Raw genomic sequence first — 20,440 nt, forward strand, 5'->3', positions numbered from 1 at the left:
TGCCCAACTTGCCCAATGCAACAGCAATGAACCTATCCTACTATTTTAAAAATCCCTAATTCTTGTCGTCAAATGGCTGTAATTTTAATCATATTATTTCCCCCCTTTACAAGGGGGGAAATAATAAATCTTGTTCCCTCCCCTTTGCAAGGGGAGGGTTAGGGTGGGGTAAAACTGACGCGAAAAACCAAGTGAGTAAGCTATTTCTGGCGTACTCATTTGTTATTTCGGAGTACTCATTTGTTATTTCGGCGAACTCATTTGTTATTTCGGCGAACTCATTTGCTATTTCAGCGTACTCATTTATTATTTCGGCGTTCGCATTTGTTACTTTAGCGAACTCATTTGTTACTTTGGCGATCGCATTTGCTATTTCGGCGATCGCATTTGTTGCTTTTGCGAACTCATTTGTTACTTTTGCGATCGCATTTGTTATTTCGGCGTATTTTAGCCAATAGGCGCTACTTCTGCATATTCCGCTTCATTTGTTCTAATTCATCCTGAGTTTCCCAGCTACGGAACTTCTCTTCTAAGTCATCAAACCCACTAGAAAAAGTGCTAGTTTGATTTGACCAGCCAATGCTTTCTGAACGCTGCTGGGTTTGCGCTTTCGCACGGGCTGTTTGTGCTTCGGCAGCTTTAGCTTGCACTTCTTGTCGCCGTTGCTGAATTTTTTTCAGTAATTCTTGAGATTGGTTAATGCGTTCTTTCAACCCTTGCATGTGTCCCCAGCGCTGATTTCCTTCGCGCAACAGGGCTGCTTCTCGCTCACCCGCCGCCGCCGCCAAATCCTCTCTATTAGCGTTTTTGGCTTTTTGAATGCGGATATGCCAACGCTGAATTTCTTGCGCGGTGGAAAGAATTTCTTCTTGCGATCGCTTCTCTTGTAATTTTAAATCTGCGATTAACTTTAATGTGTCTTCTTCTTGCTCACGCAGCTGTTCTAGCAGCGCCTCTAACTCCAAATGTGGATTGTTACGCAAGAATTCTTCTAAACGGTTTTCTAGAAACCGACTCAAATCATCAAATAATCCCACTGCTAGAACTCCAGAGATCGGGTGCGTGACTATTTTATTGTAGTAGTCAGGTGCACTTCTGGGTGTTAGTTAGATTTCAAAGTTGGGAAGAATGTATTTGGTGAAACTACGCAAATAACCCTGACTTACAAAATAAGGCTTTAATCAGTATGAGTTCTGATTTTCAACCACCACCTAAGAGCTTGTCCATACTAGCTACTGTAGGAGGAGTCGTTACCGCTGCGATCGCGATCGCACTTTTAAATGGTTGGTCTAAGCAACTTTCCAATACTTCTATAAAAAAACCTGAAATATCAACATCCCCAACTGCTTTACAACCAGAGAAACCCCAACCCTCTGTCTTTGGTGTCAAAGATGCTGAAATAGTTGCCAGCCTTGATGCTAAATCCGTAGTTTTGCCAGGTCAACCGATTCCTAAGAATCAATTAACAGTAGCCATAATTCCCTACGTTGCTCCTGGAGTTGGAAAATTAACCCCAGAAGAAATGACAACGGCGCGTCAAGCTTGGTCATACTTCCAGCGCAACTGGAACGATGAAACCGGCTTGATCAATTCCGTTGATGGCTTTGCCTCAATAAGTATGTGGGATCAGACAGCAGCGATCGCAGCCTTAGTTAGTGCTAAAGAACTCAATATTGTGCCTGCGGCTGAATTTGAAGCCAAAATGAGCAAAATGTTGAATACACTGGCGTCAATGCCTTTGTATAAAGGAGAACTACCCAACAAGGTTTACAATGCGAAAACTCTCGTACCTGTTAATTATGGTCAACTAGATAAACGGGAAGAAATTGGCTGGTCAGCCATCGATTTAGGAAGAATGGCAATCTGGCTGAAGATTGTCGAGGCAAAGTATCCAGAAATGCGATCGCAAACAGCAGCAGTTTGGCAACACTGGCAAGTCAAGCGTCTGACCACAAACGGTCAAATGTATGGTACTGCTGTCATCAAAGGCAAAGAACAATACAATCAAGAAGGTCGCTTGGGCTATGAGAATTATGCTGCTTATGGTTTGAAGCTTTGGGGTTTGAATGTTAATAAAGCTTTAGATTATCAGTCCCATACTGCCTTTGTCGATCTTTACGGACAAGGAATTCCTTATGACAAACGAGACTATAAAAACTCTGGAGCCAATAACTACGTTCTTAGCGAACCCTATATCTTGGATGGCATCGAAACTGGGTTTCAAGCTTTGCCTAAAGCTTATGCTGATCGGATTTTAGCTGCCCAAGCCGCGCGTTATGAAGCGACAAAACAATTAACCGCCGTCACCGAAGATAACTTAGATCGCGCGCCATACTTTGTTTACAGCAGCCTATTTGTCAACGGAGAACCTTGGGCAACCATCGCGGATACTAGAGAACAGCACAACAATTTGCGATTCCTCAGCGCCAAAGCTGCGATCGGTTGGCATGTGCTTTATAACACTGCTTATACCCGTCAGTTATTTGATTTCGTTCAAGGCAATCTTAAGTCTCAAGATGGCTGGTACAACGGCTTTTATGAGTCTCTGCGCCAGCCGAATAAAACTCTCACCGCTAACAATAATGGTGTAATTTTGGAAAGCTTACTTTATAAGCAAGTTGGGCAGCCACTTACTGTTTGGGCAGGAGTCAGGAGCCATAAGTCAACCGAGAAAACTATAAAAAGACCGTAATACCAATTCAAAATTCACGCATTCAAAATTAGGAAAGGTAGACAGAACAAAGGTTTGGGAATATGTATCTGTCGCATTCTTTTTTTTAATTGGTATAACTTATTTCATGTCCGCGAGCATACTCCTCCTCAATCCTCTATTTGCTACAGTGGGAGACGGGTATTGCCCACTCAAAATAAATCGCAGAAAAAAACCCCTAGCATTTCTACTAGGGGTGAGAAATAATACCATTTCACTTGATGTTTGTCTGAGATGACCCTGTTTGTGCCTCTGCTCTACGCAAGAGGCTGGAGTGTTTCTCAAATATTACAGTAAAAAGCGATCGGGTATAAAATTAGCCAACATTTGCCAAGAGCAATTCTCGTTTTTCTGATTTTTGTACTCTCACTTGAGAGTCATCATCAACATCAATCAGGGCTGTGTCTCCATCTGTAATTTCACCAGATAGCATTGCTTCGGCGAGAGAATCTTCTAAGAGGCGCATAATTGCCCGACGTAATGGCCTAGCACCGTAGCTGGGATTATAACCTTCTTGTACCACAAGCTCTTTGAAGCGATCGCTAACTTCTAGGATAATTCCCTTTTCTGTCAAGCGGCTAGCAACATCGCGGAGCATAATTTCGGCGATTTGCTTAACTTCATCCTTGGAAAGCTGGGTGAAGACGATAATCTCATCAAGGCGGTTGAGGAACTCAGGACGGAAGTAAGCTTTCAATTCCTCATTTACCAAGGTGCGGATGCGGTTATAACTAGCGTCGGCTTGAGTGTCGAAGTCAAAGCCTAAACCACTACCGCCTTTTTCAATCACCTTGGAACCGATGTTGGAAGTCAAAATGATCAGCGTGTTCTTGAAGTCCACTTTCCGACCTTTGGAATCAGTAAGTTGACCGTCATCCAAGAGTTGCAGCAGCATATTGAATACATCGGGGTGTGCTTTTTCGATTTCGTCGAATAGCAACACTGAGTAAGGTTTCCGCCGCACGGCTTCTGTAAGCTGTCCGCCTTCATCGTATCCGACATAACCAGGAGGCGAACCAATTAGCTTGGCAACGGTGTGGCTTTCCATGTATTCGGACATATCTAGGCGAATCATGGAGTCTTCCGCACCGAAGAAGTAGGCAGCTAATGCCTTCGCCAATTCTGTTTTCCCAACGCCAGTGGGGCCAGAGAAGATAAAGCTAGCAATGGGACGATTGGGATTTTTCAAGCCGACGCGGGCGCGACGGATACCGCGAGATACAGCCGTAACTGCTTGCTCTTGGCCGATGAGTCGCTGATGCAGAGTGTCTTCTAAATGCAAGAGCAACTCTGACTCAGATTCAGTGAGTTTGTTGACTGGTACGCCAGTCCAAGAGGCAACAATTTGAGCAATGTCTTCTTCGTCAACTACAGTCGAGTTGACAGGTTGCTCGTTTGATGTAAACGTTGCTTGCAGTTGTTCTGCGAGTTTTAACTCTTGGTCGCGCAGTTGTGTAGCTTTGTCAAAATCTTGGACTCTGACTGCTGCTTCTTTTTCTTTGGTGACGCCAGCGAGTTCGCGCTTAAGTTCTTTATTGGGAGAACTTTGGGAGTTCCGCAAACGAACGCGAGAACCAGCTTCATCAATCAAATCTATTGCCTTATCTGGCAAGAAGCGATCGCTAATATAGCGGTCTGATAATTCTGCGGCGGCCACAAGTGCTGAATCCAAAATTGTGACTTTGTGGTGTTGTTCATAAGCACCGCGCAAGCCGTAGAGAATTTGTACGGTTTCCTCTACCGATGGTTCCCCGACCTGAATCGGTTGGAAACGACGCTCTAGGGCAGCATCACGCTCAATATGCTTCCGATACTCATCAAGGGTAGTTGCGCCGATGCACTGGAGTTCACCCCGTGCTAAGGCAGGTTTAAGGATGTTGGCTGCATCCAAGCCACCTTCTGTACCACCAGCGCCAACCAAGGTGTGAATTTCATCAATCACTAGGATGATATTGCCCACAGTGCGGACTTCTTCCACAACTTTTTTGATGCGTTCTTCAAAATCGCCACGGAAGCGAGTTCCAGCTACCAATGACCCCATATCGAGGCTGATAACTTGCTTGTCTTGTAAGCTTTCAGGAACATCCTGATTGATAATACGTTGAGCTAGACCTTCTGCGATCGCAGTTTTACCAACTCCTGGTTCCCCAATCAACACTGGGTTATTCTTGGTGCGGCGACCGAGAATTTGGATCGCCCGCTCAATTTCCTTCTGGCGACCAACTACGGGGTCAAGTCTGCCTTCTTGGGCTAATTTGGTCAAATTTCTGCCAAACTCTTCCATTGTTAGCGGTTGGGTGCGCTTCTGATTACCACTACCAGCAAAAGCTGGTGCATTTTCACCCAAACGGCGAACTATGGCAGTGCGGACACTCTTGAAGTCAACCCCTAGATTTTGTAATACTTTGGCGGCGACACCTTCACCAGCCTCGGTTAATCCTAAGAGTAAGTGTTCAGTATTGATGTAATTCTGTCCCAAACTATGAGCTTCTTTAAACGATTGCTCGAAGAGGCTTTTTACTTTAGGAGTAAAAGGAATTTCTGGTGGTACAAAGCCAGAACCCCTACCAATAATTTTTTCTACCTCGCGACGTGCATCTTTGAGGGTAACGCCTAATTCAGCCAGCACTTTAGCAGCAACCCCAGTTCCTTCTCCCATCAAACCCAGGAGAATTTGTTCTGTTCCTACAAAGTTGTGTCCCAGGCGACGGGCTTCCTCCTGAGCTAACATAATTACTCTAATGGCTTCGGAAGTGAAGTGTTCAAACATAATGGGTTCTTGCTCCCTCGCTGCTTGGACTTTGGGTGAGATAAAATTCACCCTCATCTAAAGTTTTTTGTATTTTCTTAAGAACAATGTAACTTTATTTAAAGTTAAGTGGCAGTGGTGAGAGCCGTAAGACATCAGGTGTACTTGCCGTCGAGTAGGAGTGCTGAGTGTAGTACGGGGAAAGTCAGAAGTTGCAAAGTTGACAGTTAAACTTTCGGTATTTGACAATTTTCTTTTGTCTGTTCTGTTTTCCACTGTCAGCTAAACTTAAAATTCAGGACTTAGCACTCTAAACTCAGGACTGACAATGACTGAAGCAACGGCCGGGAAAGACCAACAACATCCACTTTATAACCGCGATCGCCCCCTTATTGATATTTTACTCGCTCAAGAGGCAACAGACTATAACTTAGCAGAATTGGCTAGGCTGCGAATGCGTTATCAAGGGTTTCCAGGGGCGAGAGACATTCAAAAAGACCTAGATAAAGTCTTGCAGCAGTGGGGTTTAACCGAAGCCGAGCTTTTTGAGAAAACTCGTCAAATTCACGATTTGGGGGGAATTTACAAAAGCCGTGGCAAGAAAGACGAACAGGATTGGAATTAGTTATGGGGAATTGGGCATTGGGAATTGGGCATTGGGAATTTTGCGATCGCTATCTCGTTTCCAGAACCAGATGAGTTTAGGCAAAATCGATTCTGGCGATCGCTTCCTCAATATCTGCTCCTGGATCGCAAAAGTTTTGCCAATAAAACTCGATATGCCAGAGAATCGTAAAACTTGAAATACAGCAGATTTCAAGTTTGTTTACCCAAATATAAAGCGTATTTTACTCCTGAATTCTGTTAGCGGTAGCGGGGCGTTTAGCCCATTCTGAATTCTGCTCTATGTTAAGAATTTAATTTGTCCTGGCAAAAGTATTACATTTCTGAGGATCGCCCGTTTGGATACCTTGTTTAAACCAACGAACCCTTTGGGCTGAACTACCATGTGTAAAAGATTCTGGCACAGCATAGCCTTTAGCTTGTTTTTGCAAGCGGTCATCTCCAATACTGCTAGCTGCGGTCAATGCTTCTTCAATATCACCTGTTTCCAGAATTTGCCGTGAGCGTTGAGCATGATTTGCCCAAACGCCTGCAAAACAGTCTGCTTGTAATTCTAATCGCACAGAAAGCTGATTTGCTTGTGTCTGACTCGCTTGGTTCTGCAAACCTCTAACTTGCTGCGAAATCCCCAGTAAATTTTGGACATGATGCCCAATTTCATGAGCAATCACGTATGCTTGAGCAAAATCTCCAGGTGCCTGATATTGAGTCTTCAAATCGCGGTAAAAACTCAAGTCAATATACACTTTTTGATCGCGCGGACAATAAAACGGCCCAACTGCTGAACGTGCAAATCCACAAGCAGATTCTACCGCTCCTGAGTAAAGAACTAACTTTGGTTCTACATAACTTTTTCCATCTTGCCGAAACAACTCACTCCATGTATCTTCTGTATCAGCCAGTACAACAGATACAAAATCCGCCATTTGATCTTGAGTTTGAGATCCTGTTGTTTGAGGTGACTCAGCTACCGGGCTATCATTTGGTGGGGAATCTTCTTGCCAAAGGGCACTAGGATCGCCACCCAATAGTAAAACCAGTAGCGATATGAGTGCTGCTCCTACGCCCCCACCGACGACAGGAGCGGAAATCTTCATCCCACGCCGATCTTCAACATTTGTACTCCGACGACCTATTTGCCAACGCATAATTACTGCTTACCAAATTCATAAAAAAATACGGCTTGAACTAGGTAGGATGAAATCTACACAAGCCTTTTAGCTATACATAATGAATATTACTTATTCTATGTATCAATCTCTTCTGCCTACGGACAAACTATAAATAAAGGACAGTCAGCCTTTAGGAAGGTTTTGTTAAATAGGTTGCCCATCAAATCACACAGAATTCCTGGACTTTTTATAGGGAAAACCACAGTCAGGACGGAAGCAAAATTTCAAAGACTTAATTTGCATCCCATGACCAAGCTGTGAGAATTTAAGATATCAACACAGGGAAATCTAGTTATGTCTGCGTTGGATATACACATGTAGTTGAGGCTGTCCTGTGTCACTCAATACAGTTCGGTTAAAGGTGAAAGGGTAAAGGGGAAAGGTTTTGAATACATCCTTTCCCCTTTACCCGCAAACCCATTCCCCAGACCAAAGGGAAAGTGAAAAATGCTTATCCGAACCGTATTGCCGTGTCACTCACTAATAATAATTTCGCATCAGTTAAGGGTCTTTCCATCTTGGTGTATTCATTTTTTGACTTGCACCGTTGAAGGTGTTATTGCCTACCTCATGAGCGAGAGAATGTATTTTATTACTAAGGATAGTTTTGAATTGAACCAACTCGTATTTAAGATAACAAGTACTGAAGAATCAACTTTGTCAGCGATTAATCTTTCCCCTGCGACCAAGGAGTAATTATGGTTTTAAGTCAATATCAACGTGCTGTAGGCGTATTTACTCATCGGATAGATGCAGAACAGGCAATACATGAGTTGAGAGCTTCTGGCTTGGCAATGGAGAAAGTATCTATACTTGTACAAAATTCAGATCGCAATCATGAGATTGCCGATAATAAAGTTAAAGAGGACACTGGTGATAAAGCTGACGAAGGTGCAACAGTAGGAGGGCTTTCAGGAGGCGCTGTTGGTGGGTTAACTGGTTTATTAGTGGGTCTTGGGACTTTAGCAATCCCTGGAGTTGGCCCAATAATGCTGGCTGGGGCGGCAGCAACTGCTTTGGTTACAACCCTTGTTGGCGCAAGTATTGGTGCTGCCACTGGGACTTTTGCTGGTGCATTAGTTGGTTGGGGAATGTCGTCAGAGCAAGCTAGAGCATATAACGAGCGAGTAGAGGAGGGGCACTATTTAATAATCGTGGATTGTACATCTTTTGAAATTGCTAAAGTACAAGAAATACTACAGCGTTGGGGTATTGAAGAGTTTGGCATTTACGAGCATTTCAACAGTGAATCTGAAACTACAAATTCTTTAACCACAACGACTTCTCCTACTGCAATTCCTAATAAAAGTGGGATGATGTCTAAGTATAGTGTTAGTTGCTTTAATAGCATAGAGAATGCTGAAGCGGCAATTAAGGATATGTGTATCGCAGGTTTTTCAGTAAACCAGATTTCCTTAATTTGCAAAGACTTTTCTCAATTGGTTGTGCCAACAGGCATTAATTTAAGTGAACGCTTTGACGCTATGAGGTTAGGAATAGCAGATGAGTGGGCACGCTTTTATAATGAGCAAATAGAGCAAGGCAATTACATACTTATCGTTAGTGGCACAGAGCGCGAGCAAGATATAGCTAGGTCTATTCTGTGCAATTATGGGGTTCAAGAGTCTCAAATTTATGACCCAATGTTAATTCGCTCTTAAAAGCGGCTGCTGTCATGAAAGGGAGCAAACTTATTTAAGTTTTGGAAGATACAGCAGAATTCAGAATGGGCTAAACGCCCCGCTACTGCTAACAGAATTCAGGAGTAAAACACAATACAGTCCAGAATTCGACACCAATAACCCTTAACCCAAGCGTATTGGAGTAAAACACGCTTTATATCTGGGTAACAGACTTAGCTTGTGTAGGTCACCAACTTGAAATCTGCTGTATCAATAAGCAATGGGTTTTGCAGCCTGAAAACTCTACTGTGCAAAGAATCGACACCAGTCAACAAAATTATACGGTTTTCAAGGTTATGGCGAGTGGTGTCGATGAGCTTCAATACATTCACCTGACAGTAAAATATCTTACTTAAAATTTTCAACAGTTTGGCTTTGCTCAGGGTCAGCAGTGAGCGAAGCCGAAGGGTCAACCTGTATTGCCTCTTTCCCCGTCTCCAGTTGCTCTCGTTGCTTGCCGTACTCCCGTAGCTGCTTCAAAAGGTTTTCTTGGGATGAGTTCGGGATAGACGGACTAGGACTTGGTTGAAGGTCGGTGTCGGTACTTGCAAAATTAGCCGCTGAAGGATTATTTTCGTAGACTGGTAGCGACTTGTCATTAAACATAGCCTCTTGGGTTGGTGCTGGGGTAGGAATTAGATTCTTTGGTTTGCTCACAGCAGCTTTTACCGAATCTAGAGTAGTAGCAACCTGCACTTGTTGCTGCATCTGTTGTGTAGAAGATACTAAACCACTTAAACCATTCACCAATTGCCGCAGATTTTTACGGAAATTGGGATCGCCTGTCAATTCATCTAAATCAGATGTAATTTTTTGGGTATTTTCAAAGGTTACTCGTGCTGAATCTAAAGTTTGTTGCAGCAACACCGCATTCTTTGGATCGTTTAAGGATTTAGAAGCATCACGTAAATTAGCTGAGGCTTGGGCTGCATTTGCTGAAAGCGTTTCTAAATTGTTGAGTAATTGTCCTTGAGTCAATCGATTGACAGCTGGTGATAAGCTACTGACTGTAACACGCAATTGGTTGCTGGTTTCGGTGATATTGTTCAACGCACCAACCAGTGTTGACCGATTTGTTGTCACCAAATTATCCAGATTGTTCAGCAATCGATTTGCTTGAGTTGCAGTTGCACCGAATTTATTTACTGTTTGATTTGCGGATGCATTAAGTTGGTTTGTCGCCCGTTGCACTGAATTAGCCGTAGCAGAAAAGGTATTAAGTTGTAGTTGTAAGCTTTTGGTCAAACTTTGTAAATCCTGACTTAGCTCAGTAAAACTGGATGCTGCGCCTGTGGTAGTTTCTAGAACCCTATTGACATTTCTATAAAATTTTGGATCGTTGTATGCACCAGCTAGCTCAGTTGAACTGCGAATTAGTGCATCAACACTAATGCCAACCTGACCTTTTAACCGAGAGCCATTACAGACTATGAGACTGGTATCACAACTTTTATCTAGGGGTTTAGCAAGTACAGCCCCAGGAGGTAAGGTTGTTCTTGGTGTAATGTCAATAATACTTTCGCTAATTAATCCGCTTTGATTAGCTTCCACCACTACATTACGGGGGATAATTAAGTCAGTTTGGGCAATTTCAATCACTACATCAATAGCATTTGCCCCTGGTCGAACCTGAGAAATAGTTCCTACCTTAACGCCACGATAGCGAACTGCTGCTCCCTTTTGCATTCCGCCAGCGTTGGCAAATTCTACAATAATTTTGTATGAACGGCCAGCAGCAGTGAATCTATTTAACCACAGAAAGAGTAATCCAAATACCCCTAGTCCTAGCAGGAGTAATAACCCCACAGAACCTTCTCTAAATGTTCGCCCAGACGCGAAGCGACTTGTCATAAGACCTCGCATTTTTTTGCCTCCACCAACAACCAATAACCAATTAGGAGTTAAAAGTTAGGAGTTAGTAGTTAAATTTAACTTTTTACTCCTGGCTTTTAAGTTTCTAGCCGGCGACTTTAATCGGGCCTTGAACACTTCCACTGATAAATTGTCTGATCAAGGGATCTTCTGTGTTGTATATTTCACTAACTGTACCTTGCCACTGCACTTTACCTTCATAGAGAAATATAAGTCTATCAGATGTACGGCGGATAGTGCTGTCTTGGTGGGTAACAACAGCATAAGTACTACAAACTCCATGTAAACATTGCAAGTAACGGATTAAATCTTCGATGACTGTCGAGGCAATGGGATCGAGTCCAGCTGTTGGTTCGTCGTATAGTAGAACTTCTGGCCCTTCATTGGGATTATCAGGGTTAGACATAATCGCACGGGCAAAACTTACCCGTTTGCGCATTCCCCCGGAAAGTTCGGCTGGGTAGAGGTCGCCTATTTCTGGCAAACCTACCATCTCCAATTTTTCGTTTACCAAATCTCGGATGCGCGATCGCCGCAGCTTTGAATTTTGATAAAGTAAAAATCCCACATTCTCTTCCACTGTCAGCGAATCGAATAGGGCCGCCTGCTGAAACACCATACCAATGCCAATTTGCTGGCCGCCATCCTCAATCAAACCCTCTCGCCGCACTCCTTGCACATAAATTTCTCCTTCATCAGGACTAAGTAACCCCGCTATTACTCGTAAGATAGTTGATTTTCCAGTCCCTGATGGCCCAATAATACCCAGTGCTTCTCCCCGGTAAATGGTCAAGTCTACATTATCTAGAACTTTATGGCTACCAAAGGACTTAGAAACACCTTTCAGTTCAATCAATGGTTCAGTCATTAGTTATTTAGTCACTTGTACTGAGCGACTCGTGCCGAGCGGAGCCGAGGTAAGCCGAAGTATTGGTCATCGATCGTTGGTCATTAGTCAGTAGAAAATAAACAAATGACTACTGAGAACTAACAAAGGACAAATATGCCCAATAGTGATTTGATGGTGATTGGTAGGACATTGTATAGTGTATTATAAGTACATAATTAGCATTCTGATTAGAGTCAACTTTATTTTTTTAGCATAATATTTAGTTACTGAGGATGTTTATCGTCTCAAAATACCCTCAATGCAAGGCTGAGGAAGACACCGTAGTAATTAAACATCTCAGTGATGTGAAAAAAAGATTTCAGTTTTCTGTAGACATCAGCAAAGTCATTTATATATTATTAATATTTTACTTAACTTTATAACGATTCAGGTTGATACAAAATATAAAAATCAAATTTAAGTTGTGAAAATCAAAAGGTTCAGACTTGCTATTTTTTATATAAGTCACAAACCTTGTTTTTCATTAATTATGAACTATGGTTATCAAAAAATGAGCTTCCTGCTATCCAAAGTTATTGTACTTAGCAGAATTATTAAATAATTGGAAAGATTAATAGTGTTACTCACCAATGGATTTGGCAAAGTCAAAAATTATTTACTAAAATTGTAATAATTAGTTAAAAATCAAAATTATGAGTAGCCAATTAGAACAGTTTGCAAGTGATAATTCCTCTGGTATTTGTCCTGAAGCACTGGAATATATGATTAGGGCAAATCAAGGTAGTGTTCCAGCTTATGGAAATGATGAATGGACTCAAAAAGCAACAGATTATTTTCGGGAACTCTTTGAAATTGATTGTGAAGTATTTTTTACCTTTAACGGTACAGCCGCAAATTCTTTATCTTTAGCTACTCTTTGCCAGTCATATCATAGCGTCATTTGCCATGAGACATCTCATATAGAAACAGATGAATGTGGCGCACCGGAATTTGCATCTAATGGTTCTAAATTGTTACTTGCTCACGGTAAAAATGGCAAATTGACATCAGAGTCTATAGAGTCAATTGTCACCAGACGTACTGACATTCATTATCCCAAACCTAAAGTTATTAGTATTACGCAATCAACTGAATTAGGAACTTTATATTCTATTGAAGAACTTTTAAATATTAAAAAAGTTGCAAACAAGTATAACTTAAAACTTCACATGGATGGCGCTCGTTTTGCTAATGCAGTTGCCGCTATGAATAAAAGTCCTGCTGAAATTACTTGGAAAACTGGAGTAGATGTATTGTGTTTTTGTGGTACCAAGAATGGAATGGCATTAGGTGAAGCCATTCTTTTCTTCAATAAAGCGCTAGCAGAAGATTTTGATTATCGATGCAAGCAAGCAGGCCAGCTAGCTTCAAAAATGCGATTTATTTCGGCTCCTTGGTTGGGTTTATTAGAAACTGGTGCTTGGCTAAAAAATGCTAGACATGCCAATCAATGTGCTGAATACTTAGAAAATCAACTATTAAATATAGAAGATGTTGACTTGATGTTTCCTAGAGAAGCCAACGCCGTATTTGTAAAATTACCTGAAGAAGTCATTCACAGCTTAAAAGCCAAGAACTGGCAGTTTTATACATTTATTGGTGTGGGAGGAGTACGTTTTATGTGTTCTTGGAACACTACTCAATCAAGGATTGATGAGTTGATTGGTGATATTAAAAACGCAACAAGAAATCGGGGAAAGGGGAAGGGTTAAAGAGGAAAGGGATAAAATTAATTTCCCCTTAGCCTTTAATCTTTCCCCAATTTGTTGCAAAAGTAAATTTGCAACAAATTTTATAAGTAATCAAGCGAGCATGATATTACTTCTTGACAAAAATTAAATATGGAAAATCTCAAATAATGAAACAAATACAATAATTCTAAAATTCAATACTATTTCAGTTAAGGGTTATTGGTGTAGATTATTGCTTTTTCAAGACGCGATTCATTGCGTCTCTACATTAGGGTTTTGTTGCACATTCTGAACTGTATTGTCCTCAAATTGCTACAGGTTATCATAACTGATAATGTCAGCGCTTACTTGGTATGTAACTTCAACTGTAATTTTGATTGTTGCCACAAACCCAAATGCTTATTTTTAGCATTAGCTTCTGCAATTAAAAATTGGGTTTTGGTCTCATAGCAATTTTGCAAAGATTCTTGGTCAACGACGGCATTACCTGACTCTACCAAAAGGAGATTTACTGACCGATTATCTACAAACACTTCACCCGCTGGACGACCACTTTTTAGTTGTTCTGTACTTCTAATTACGACAGGAGTTTGAAGTGGTAATAGCTGTTTTAACTTTTGTGTTGCTGCTAAACCATAGCGCTTGTCAGTTGCCTCTGGTACATTAATACACGCTAACTTGACTATAGTTGTTTGTCCTGCATTATCTTTAACCAAAATAGTGTTTCCGTCTGTAACACCAACTACTGTACCTAGCACTAACATTAGTTGCAGTAATTCCATCATTTTATATATAATATTTTATGCACAAATAGAATTTTATTTCGGTGCTTAGGTTACTAGTGTGATTTAGCTCACAAGTTGCAAATAAAAATAAAATTAAAAGCAAAGTTAATAAATATTATGATTGCTAAAACCTGACGTTTATATCAATCAAAACTTCATTTAATGACCACAGTTAATTGAACACTCACAGTAGTTTCGGTCAAGAGGTTAGAAGAGATTAACAGTTTCCCATTATGAGCATTGACTCTTTTAAAAGTCAACTCCACAGATTTACAAATTATCATTGTATTTGAAGAGTTTTAACTTCTAAATCCTAATTTTGTTTGTATGCCAGAACAACAGCAGTGGACTATAACAGCAACTGAACAACCACCAGAGTGGTTTATCCAAGCAGTGAAACAGTATACACCTGCCTCAAGTGGACTGTATGCAGCGCAGTTGTTGTGGCAACGGGGTATTAAAGATCGTCAACAATTAACAGCTTTTATCAACCATAAAGCTTATCAACCAGCAAGTCCCTTTGAGTTTGGGCAAGAAATGCATCTGGCGATCGCACGGTTGCAACAAGCGTATAATACTAAAGAAAAAATTGCCATTTGGGGAGATTTCGATGCTGATGGCATTACCTCTACATCGGTACTTTGGGATGGATTGGGGCAGTTTTTTGCTCAAAATACTCAGTTAGTTTACTACATTCCCAATCGTCTGAAAGAATCCCACGGACTTAATAATCAAGGGATTGATAACTTAGCAAAAGAAGGTTGCAAATTAATAGTTACTTGCGATACAGGTAGCACAAACATTGAAGAAATTATCTATGCCAAACAGCTAGGTATAGATGTAATAGTTACAGATCATCACACTTTACCAGCCGAACGCCCACCTGTTGCAGCAATTATCAATCCCCGCTATTTTCCAAAGGAACATCAGTTATTTAATCTTTCTGGGGTGGCGGTAGGTTATAAGTTGGTGGAAGCGCTATATCAAAGTCTGCCCAATGTTGCTAAATATCCGTTAGAGGATTTATTAGATTTAGTTGCAGTTGGATTAATTGCTGACTTAGTGCAATTAAGTGGAGATTGCCGTTACTTGGCACAGATGGGAATTCAACGACTGCAAGAAGATTTTAAACAGCCAGCAGCAGCGCGGCGGCGTCCAGGGGTAGGGCGATTATTAGAATTGTGCCAGAAAAGTGGCGATCGCCCCACAGATATTTCTTTTGGTTTGGGGCCGAGAATTAACGCCGTTAGTCGCATTCAAGGAGATGCCAGTTTTTGCGTGGAATTATTAACTAGTCGGGATGTTAAACGTTGTAACGAACTAGCCGAAGTTACAGAACTCGCCAACGCCCGCCGCAAATCTTTACAAAAAGATGTGCAGGCACAAGTAGCGCAAAAACTTACTCAACTCGATTTATCAACCACCAGCGTTATTGTCTTAGAAGATGCCCAATGGCCTGCGGGTGTATTGGGCTTAGTCGCTGGACAGGTAGCACAAGAAACTGGACGCCCGACGATTTTGTTGAGTACGGAAGGGGCAGGGGAAGCAGGGGAAGCAGGGGAGCAGGGGAGCAGGGGAGCAGGGGGAGCAGGGGGAGAAATTACTTCTTTATCTTCTAACTCAGAACTGAGAACTCAGAACTCAGAACTCATCTTAGCTCGTGGTTCTGCTCGTTCGGTGAATTCTGTCGATTTATACCAGCTGGTGAAAGAGCAAGCACATTTGTTACATCGCTTTGGGGGACATCCCTTTGCAGCTGGTTTGAGTTTGTTGGTGGAGAATATTCCTTTATTTACAGCAGCGATTAATCAGCAGCTACGGCAATCTTTAGGTAGTACAACTCTAACGCCAACTGTACAAGCAGACTTGACGGTAACGGTAGCCGACTTAGGGAAAGAGTTATTTTTGGAACTGAAACTGTTAGAACCTTGTGGAATGGGTAATCCTGTTCCGAAATTGCTAATTCAAAACTGCTGGTTTGAAAATTCTTGGCATCGCAATCAGCAGGATTGGCAGGGGAAAAAGGTACAGTACATTAAAGCTGAGTTTGATATTCGGGATGACTCTACCAGAAATGCTTTTCCTGGCTTATGGTGGGGACATTACAAAGATGAATTGCCCATAGGAAGATGTGATTGCATAGCAGAACTAGACTACAACACCTTCAAAAAACGTTATGAAATCAGATTGATTGCCGTGCGTTCTTCTGCTAACTCAGCACTCAACACTCAGCTATCGCTAACACCCTTCATCCTAGACTTACGGAATCAGGAACACTCAGCAACTCAACATTCAGGACTAATTATTGAAGATTGTCCCACGAATTGGGATGATTTACGTATGTGGTTGCGGCGATGTTTGGTGAGCAGCCGCTCTACGTCTGGGCTTGAGAATCAGCAACAATTAGCGATCGCTTGGTCTAAACCTAAGCACCAACCACCTAATCAAATTTGGCTGACTCTTGTCGGAATTGCCAAATATCTCAGTCGCACAAATCAACTAGTTACCCGCGGACAACTTTTAGAGAAAATCGGCATTAGCGACCAAACCTTACTTGTCGGAATCAAAGCTTTAAAATACTTAGGGTTCACAGTTCAACGACAAGACCGTTCTTTACAATTTACCTGGAATCCAAACGATAGTGTAGAAAACCTGGCTGACGAAGCAGTTGCACGATTTTTAGCTGCTGTTCGAGAAGAACAATTTCAGCAACAGTATTTTGCGGAAGTTCCTTTATCTACGATTGTGGCGATCGCCAGCTATGACAGTAAATAATTTAAAGGGTTTATAGCGTTCGCTACACAGCCTCTTTCCCTCTGCTCCTCGGTCACTGAGCGTAGCCGTTGGCGAAGCCTCTCGTAGAGAAGTGCTGCTCCCCTGCCCCGGTTACTGAGCGGAGTCGAAGTATGCCCCCCTGCTCCCCTGCGGTCTAAATAGATAAGTCATCAGCAAGACACGATATGAGTCCTATCGGGTGTCATCCCTGAAGTTACAGAGGTGTCCCAGAAGGCTGTTGCACCCTATTGTTAACAGTTTTTCCTTCTACAAAACCATCTCGGCCTGTAATCAATCTAGAGCGGCGATTACGAGTAATATAATTCCATCCCCACTGAATTGCTACTACTACTTTAGTGTCAAACTCGATTAAGAAGTAGATGTGAATTACTAGCCAAAAGAGCCAAGCAATGAAACCTTTGAGTTTGACTAAGCCTAAATCTACAACAGCTAAATTTTGCCCAATCATCGCCAAAGTACCCACGTCATTGTAACGAAATTGTGGCAAAGTCTCACCTTGCAACCTGCGTTTAATGAGTTTAGCTACATACTCTCCTTGTTGTTTGGCTACAGGTGCAACACCAGGTAAGGGTTTACCATTTTGATGGGAAAAGTTACCTAAATCTCCCACTACAAAAATATTGTTATAACCCTTGATAGACAAGTCCGGTTCTACAATCACACGTCCGTCGCGATCGCACTCTACACCTGTACTTTTTGCTAAGGCTTTCCCCATAGGCGAACCTTGAACACCTGCTGCCCACAAGATAGTTTTTGAGGTAATTTCTGTCAATTCATCGCCTCGCTTGAAAGTAACGATGTTACCTTCAATATTTGTCACTCTGGTGTTGGTGTAGACAGCCACACCCAACTTTTGCAAAGATTCTGCTGCTACTTTCGATAATTCTGGTGAAATGTGTGGGAGGATGCGAGCGCCACCTTGCAATAGTACAATTCTCGCTTCTGAAGTATTGATGCTGCGGAAATCTTCTGTGAGAGTTTGGTATGCTAATTCTGCGATCGCGCCGGATAATTCTACACCTGTGGGCCCGCCCCCCACAATCACAAAAGTCAACAAAGCACGGCGTTTTTCTGGATCGGTTTCTTTTTCTGCCGCTTCAAATGCCGAAAATATCTGGCGACGCATTTCTATAGCATCTTCAACAGTTTTCAAGCCAGGAGCAAATTCTTTCCAGTTATCTTTACCAAAATAGGAATGGTTAACACCTGTGGCGACAATCAATGTGTCATAAGGTACTACTTCATCACCCAAAATAACTTGTTGTGCTTTTGGATCGATATCATTTACCTTTCCCAACAACACTTTTGTATTCTTGCTTTTGCTGAATACAGATCGCAATGGTGCAGAAATATCAGCAGGTGATAGCGTACCTGTGGCAACTTGATATAAAAGCGGCTGAAATAGGTGAAAGTTACGTTTATCAATGAGAGTAACATTTACATTTGCTTTCTTCAAAGCTTTTGCTGTATACAGTCCACCAAAGCCACCACCAACAATAACAACGCGATGTGGTGCATTCTTTTCAAGTGAGACTTCCATAAGAAATATTTCCTTGTATTAAGAAGTTGTAACTATTCTTAACAAAGATGTAACAGCTTTATGATGATGGTTGCTGTCTATTTAGAACAATTGAAGAAATGATGAAAGTAGTCAAAGTTAGTTTTTATATCAAGTCCGGCTAATTTAGTTATGATTCCCACAGTCATCGCACCCCACCCCCGACAAAGCATAGCTTTGGCGGGGGTGGGGTTGATCGAGCCGCTCAAAATGTGCTTTGAATAATTCCGCCATCTACTTGCAGCATGACTCCATTCACAAATGAGGCTGCTGGTGAACTCAGAAATACTGCAACATTGGCAAACTCTTCTGGTGTTCCGATACGACCCAAAGGGACTGTCCCATTGATTCTAGCAATTTCTGCTTCTTTCGTTTCACGACTTTTAGCAATGCGGGCATTGAGCAATTCTTCTACCCGTTCTGTATATGTCCAGCCTGGTAGAATACTGTTGACGCGAATTTTATCGCTACCCAGTTCTTGGCTGAGAGTTTTCGTTAAACCAATCACTGCTAATCGAATGGAATTAGATAAAACCAGATTTTCGGCTGGTTGTTTAGTTGAGGTTGAGGTGATGGTCAGAATTGCTGGTGCGGTAGATTGGCGTAAGTGAGGTAAAGCGTACTTTACCAGACGTACCGCACTCAGCAAAGTCAAGTCGATCGAAGTTTCCCAAGTTGCCAAATCGATATCGTCAAAAGTGCCAGCAGGCGGGCCTCCGGCGTTGGTAACGAGGATATCCAACCCGCCGAATTTTTCTACTGTGGCATTAATTACTCGTTCAATATCTTCTTGATTAGTAACATCCGCACGCAGAGATAGCACTTCTGTACTTGTTTCGCTTGCAATCTGGGCAGCAGTTTTGTCAATTAACTCACTGCGGGCGCAGATGGCAACTTTTGCACCCTCACGGGCAAATTGTTTCGCTGTAGCTTTGCCCAAACCTTTACTAGCAGCTGTTACTAAGGCGACTTTGCCACGGAGTTGCAAATCCATAATCTTGATTCTTGTTTACAACAATTTAAAGCCAAGGTTATTGAGAGCTTCACGCAAGCGATCGCGTCCTCTCAATGATTCTACAGTGGCGATGCGTTGGGCTGAGTGTTCTGACCAATCGCCGGCAACATTCATCTTTTGTTTAGTATAGAATTCTTTGATGATGTCGTTGTAGTGAGCGATCGCTTCTTCTTGTTCTGCCAATTTATAGGTTTCACGGTGCAGCACAACTGACTGCGGTAAGCGTGGCTTAATCGCTGCTTCAACTTCAGGATTTGGATAACCCACACACAGCCCAAAGACAGCATACACAGAGGAGGGCAAATTCAATATCTGTGCTACCTCTTGGGGGCGATTCCTGATTCCGCCAATATATACTGTTCCTAAACCAAGTGACTCAGCTGCAACTGCGGCATTTTGCGCCGCTAAGGTTGCATCGATTGTTGCCATCACAAACATTTCCAAATATTCCAGCGCATCATGAGATATGCCGCGACTGTCAGCAACATGACTTAGACGCGCTAAATCTGCTAACCAAACCAAGAATAAAGGAACCTGCTTAATATGTGCTTGGTTTCCCGCCAACTTGGATAACTCTTCTTTGCGCTGTTGATCTTCGACTGCTACCACACTCCAGGTTTGCAAATTTGAGGAAGTAGATGCAGATTGGGCGGCTGCAATTAGTAACTCTAGAGTTCCCGATGGTAAAGGATCGGCTAGATAAGACCGAATTGAACGGTGAGATAGTAGTGCTGTTAGCGAATCATTCCATGCAATTTCGGGGTTGAAGGGAATTTCACCGTAGCGCGATCGCAGTAATTCTGTAGGATTAGTCATAATCAATTCCAAGATTTACATTTTCAAATTTGCTACTAATACCAATTTCATCTGTAGGTGCATACATCTCTATGCCCCTAC

15 protein-coding genes are annotated in these 20,440 nt (G+C 42.2%); 5 read left to right on the top strand and 10 right to left on the bottom strand.

Annotated features, from left to right (window positions below):
- Positions 1-461: 461 nt before the first annotated feature.
- Positions 462-1,037 (bottom strand): TIGR04376 family protein, encoded by a 576-nt coding sequence (locus RMX89_RS11500; protein WP_322689025.1) that lies wholly within the window; start codon positions 1,035-1,037, stop codon positions 462-464.
- Positions 1,038-1,186: 149 nt separating this feature from the next.
- Here RMX89_RS11500 and RMX89_RS11505 point away from each other — a divergent pair, with 149 nt between their 5' ends.
- Positions 1,187-2,692, top strand: coding sequence for a DUF3131 domain-containing protein (locus tag RMX89_RS11505; RefSeq protein WP_322689026.1), 1,506 nt, complete (start codon positions 1,187-1,189; stop codon positions 2,690-2,692).
- A gap of 334 nt (positions 2,693-3,026) precedes the next feature.
- On the opposite strand, the gene RMX89_RS11510 is transcribed toward RMX89_RS11505, so the two are convergent.
- Positions 3,027-5,480: an ATP-dependent Clp protease ATP-binding subunit gene (locus RMX89_RS11510; RefSeq protein ID WP_322689054.1), complete on the bottom strand. Its 2,454-nt coding sequence runs from the start codon at positions 5,478-5,480 to the stop codon at positions 3,027-3,029.
- Positions 5,481-5,787: 307 nt separating this feature from the next.
- Between RMX89_RS11510 and RMX89_RS11515 the strand changes: the two genes are divergently transcribed.
- Complete coding sequence (locus RMX89_RS11515; protein ID WP_094353136.1) at positions 5,788-6,084, top strand: DUF3288 family protein; 297 nt, start codon at positions 5,788-5,790, stop codon at positions 6,082-6,084.
- Here RMX89_RS11515 and RMX89_RS11520 read toward each other — a convergent pair whose 3' ends face one another.
- Positions 6,085-6,279 (bottom strand): hypothetical protein, encoded by a 195-nt coding sequence (locus RMX89_RS11520; protein ID WP_322689027.1) that lies wholly within the window; start codon positions 6,277-6,279, stop codon positions 6,085-6,087.
- A gap of 97 nt (positions 6,280-6,376) precedes the next feature.
- The gene (locus RMX89_RS11525) at positions 6,377-7,231 is read right to left on the bottom strand and encodes a neutral zinc metallopeptidase (protein WP_322689028.1); all 855 of its coding nucleotides are present in this window, start codon (positions 7,229-7,231) and stop codon (positions 6,377-6,379) included.
- A gap of 722 nt (positions 7,232-7,953) precedes the next feature.
- Here RMX89_RS11525 and RMX89_RS11530 point away from each other — a divergent pair.
- The gene (locus tag RMX89_RS11530) at positions 7,954-8,916 is read left to right on the top strand and encodes a hypothetical protein (protein WP_322689029.1); all 963 of its coding nucleotides are present in this window, start codon (positions 7,954-7,956) and stop codon (positions 8,914-8,916) included.
- Positions 8,917-9,285: 369 nt separating this feature from the next.
- Here RMX89_RS11530 and RMX89_RS11535 read toward each other — a convergent pair whose 3' ends face one another.
- Positions 9,286-10,800, bottom strand: coding sequence for an MlaD family protein (locus RMX89_RS11535; RefSeq protein ID WP_322689030.1), 1,515 nt, complete (start codon positions 10,798-10,800; stop codon positions 9,286-9,288).
- Positions 10,801-10,894: 94 nt separating this feature from the next.
- Complete coding sequence (locus tag RMX89_RS11540; protein ID WP_322671926.1) at positions 10,895-11,677, bottom strand: ABC transporter ATP-binding protein; 783 nt, start codon at positions 11,675-11,677, stop codon at positions 10,895-10,897.
- 674 nt (positions 11,678-12,351) lie between these two features.
- On the opposite strand from RMX89_RS11540, the gene RMX89_RS11545 reads away from it, so the two are divergent.
- Positions 12,352-13,410 carry a low specificity L-threonine aldolase gene (locus RMX89_RS11545; RefSeq protein WP_322689031.1) on the top strand — a complete coding sequence of 353 codons (1,059 nt, stop codon included), beginning with the start codon at positions 12,352-12,354 and terminating at the stop codon, positions 13,408-13,410.
- A 323-nt stretch (positions 13,411-13,733) separates the two neighbouring features.
- Here RMX89_RS11545 and RMX89_RS11550 read toward each other — a convergent pair whose 3' ends face one another.
- The gene (locus RMX89_RS11550; RefSeq protein WP_322689032.1) at positions 13,734-14,174 is read right to left on the bottom strand and encodes a thermonuclease family protein; all 441 of its coding nucleotides are present in this window, start codon (positions 14,172-14,174) and stop codon (positions 13,734-13,736) included.
- Between the two features lie 327 nt (positions 14,175-14,501).
- Between RMX89_RS11550 and RMX89_RS11555 the strand changes: the two genes are divergently transcribed.
- The gene (locus RMX89_RS11555) at positions 14,502-16,949 is read left to right on the top strand and encodes a single-stranded-DNA-specific exonuclease RecJ (protein WP_322689033.1); all 2,448 of its coding nucleotides are present in this window, start codon (positions 14,502-14,504) and stop codon (positions 16,947-16,949) included.
- A gap of 214 nt (positions 16,950-17,163) precedes the next feature.
- Here RMX89_RS11555 and RMX89_RS11560 read toward each other — a convergent pair whose 3' ends face one another.
- From RMX89_RS11560 to RMX89_RS11570, 3 genes are all read right to left on the bottom strand, one after another.
- Positions 17,164-18,510: an NAD(P)/FAD-dependent oxidoreductase gene (locus RMX89_RS11560; RefSeq protein WP_322689034.1), complete on the bottom strand. Its 1,347-nt coding sequence runs from the start codon at positions 18,508-18,510 to the stop codon at positions 17,164-17,166.
- Positions 18,511-18,733: 223 nt separating this feature from the next.
- Complete coding sequence (locus RMX89_RS11565; protein ID WP_322689035.1) at positions 18,734-19,522, bottom strand: SDR family oxidoreductase; 789 nt, start codon at positions 19,520-19,522, stop codon at positions 18,734-18,736.
- Between the two features lie 15 nt (positions 19,523-19,537).
- Positions 19,538-20,359, bottom strand: a complete 822-nt coding sequence (locus RMX89_RS11570) for an NADPH-dependent oxidoreductase (protein WP_322689036.1) — start codon at positions 20,357-20,359, stop codon at positions 19,538-19,540.
- Between the last annotated feature and the right edge of the window lie 81 nt (positions 20,360-20,440).

The sequence above is a fragment of the Nostoc sp. DedSLP04 genome (genome assembly GCF_034530775.1).
Lineage (GTDB): Bacteria > Cyanobacteriota > Cyanobacteriia > Cyanobacteriales > Nostocaceae > Nostoc.

What these genes read in the sequence shown, in the direction of transcription:
- RMX89_RS11545 (WP_322689031.1), top strand. Translation starts at nt 12,352, where the DNA reads ATGAGTAGCCAATTAGAACAGTTTGCAAGTGATAATTCCTCTGGTATT.
- RMX89_RS11570 (WP_322689036.1), bottom strand. Translation starts at nt 20,359, where the DNA reads ATGACTAATCCTACAGAATTACTGCGATCGCGCTACGGTGAAATTCCC.
- RMX89_RS11515 (WP_094353136.1), top strand. Translation starts at nt 5,788, where the DNA reads ATGACTGAAGCAACGGCCGGGAAAGACCAACAACATCCACTTTATAAC.
- RMX89_RS11525 (WP_322689028.1), bottom strand. Translation starts at nt 7,231, where the DNA reads ATGCGTTGGCAAATAGGTCGTCGGAGTACAAATGTTGAAGATCGGCGT.
- RMX89_RS11530 (WP_322689029.1), top strand. Translation starts at nt 7,954, where the DNA reads ATGGTTTTAAGTCAATATCAACGTGCTGTAGGCGTATTTACTCATCGG.
- RMX89_RS11535 (WP_322689030.1), bottom strand. Translation starts at nt 10,800, where the DNA reads ATGCGAGGTCTTATGACAAGTCGCTTCGCGTCTGGGCGAACATTTAGA.
- RMX89_RS11565 (WP_322689035.1), bottom strand. Translation starts at nt 19,522, where the DNA reads ATGGATTTGCAACTCCGTGGCAAAGTCGCCTTAGTAACAGCTGCTAGT.
- RMX89_RS11555 (WP_322689033.1), top strand. Translation starts at nt 14,502, where the DNA reads ATGCCAGAACAACAGCAGTGGACTATAACAGCAACTGAACAACCACCA.
- RMX89_RS11510 (WP_322689054.1), bottom strand. Translation starts at nt 5,480, where the DNA reads ATGTTTGAACACTTCACTTCCGAAGCCATTAGAGTAATTATGTTAGCT.
- RMX89_RS11560 (WP_322689034.1), bottom strand. Translation starts at nt 18,510, where the DNA reads ATGGAAGTCTCACTTGAAAAGAATGCACCACATCGCGTTGTTATTGTT.
- RMX89_RS11540 (WP_322671926.1), bottom strand. Translation starts at nt 11,677, where the DNA reads ATGACTGAACCATTGATTGAACTGAAAGGTGTTTCTAAGTCCTTTGGT.
- RMX89_RS11550 (WP_322689032.1), bottom strand. Translation starts at nt 14,174, where the DNA reads ATGATGGAATTACTGCAACTAATGTTAGTGCTAGGTACAGTAGTTGGT.
- RMX89_RS11505 (WP_322689026.1), top strand. Translation starts at nt 1,187, where the DNA reads ATGAGTTCTGATTTTCAACCACCACCTAAGAGCTTGTCCATACTAGCT.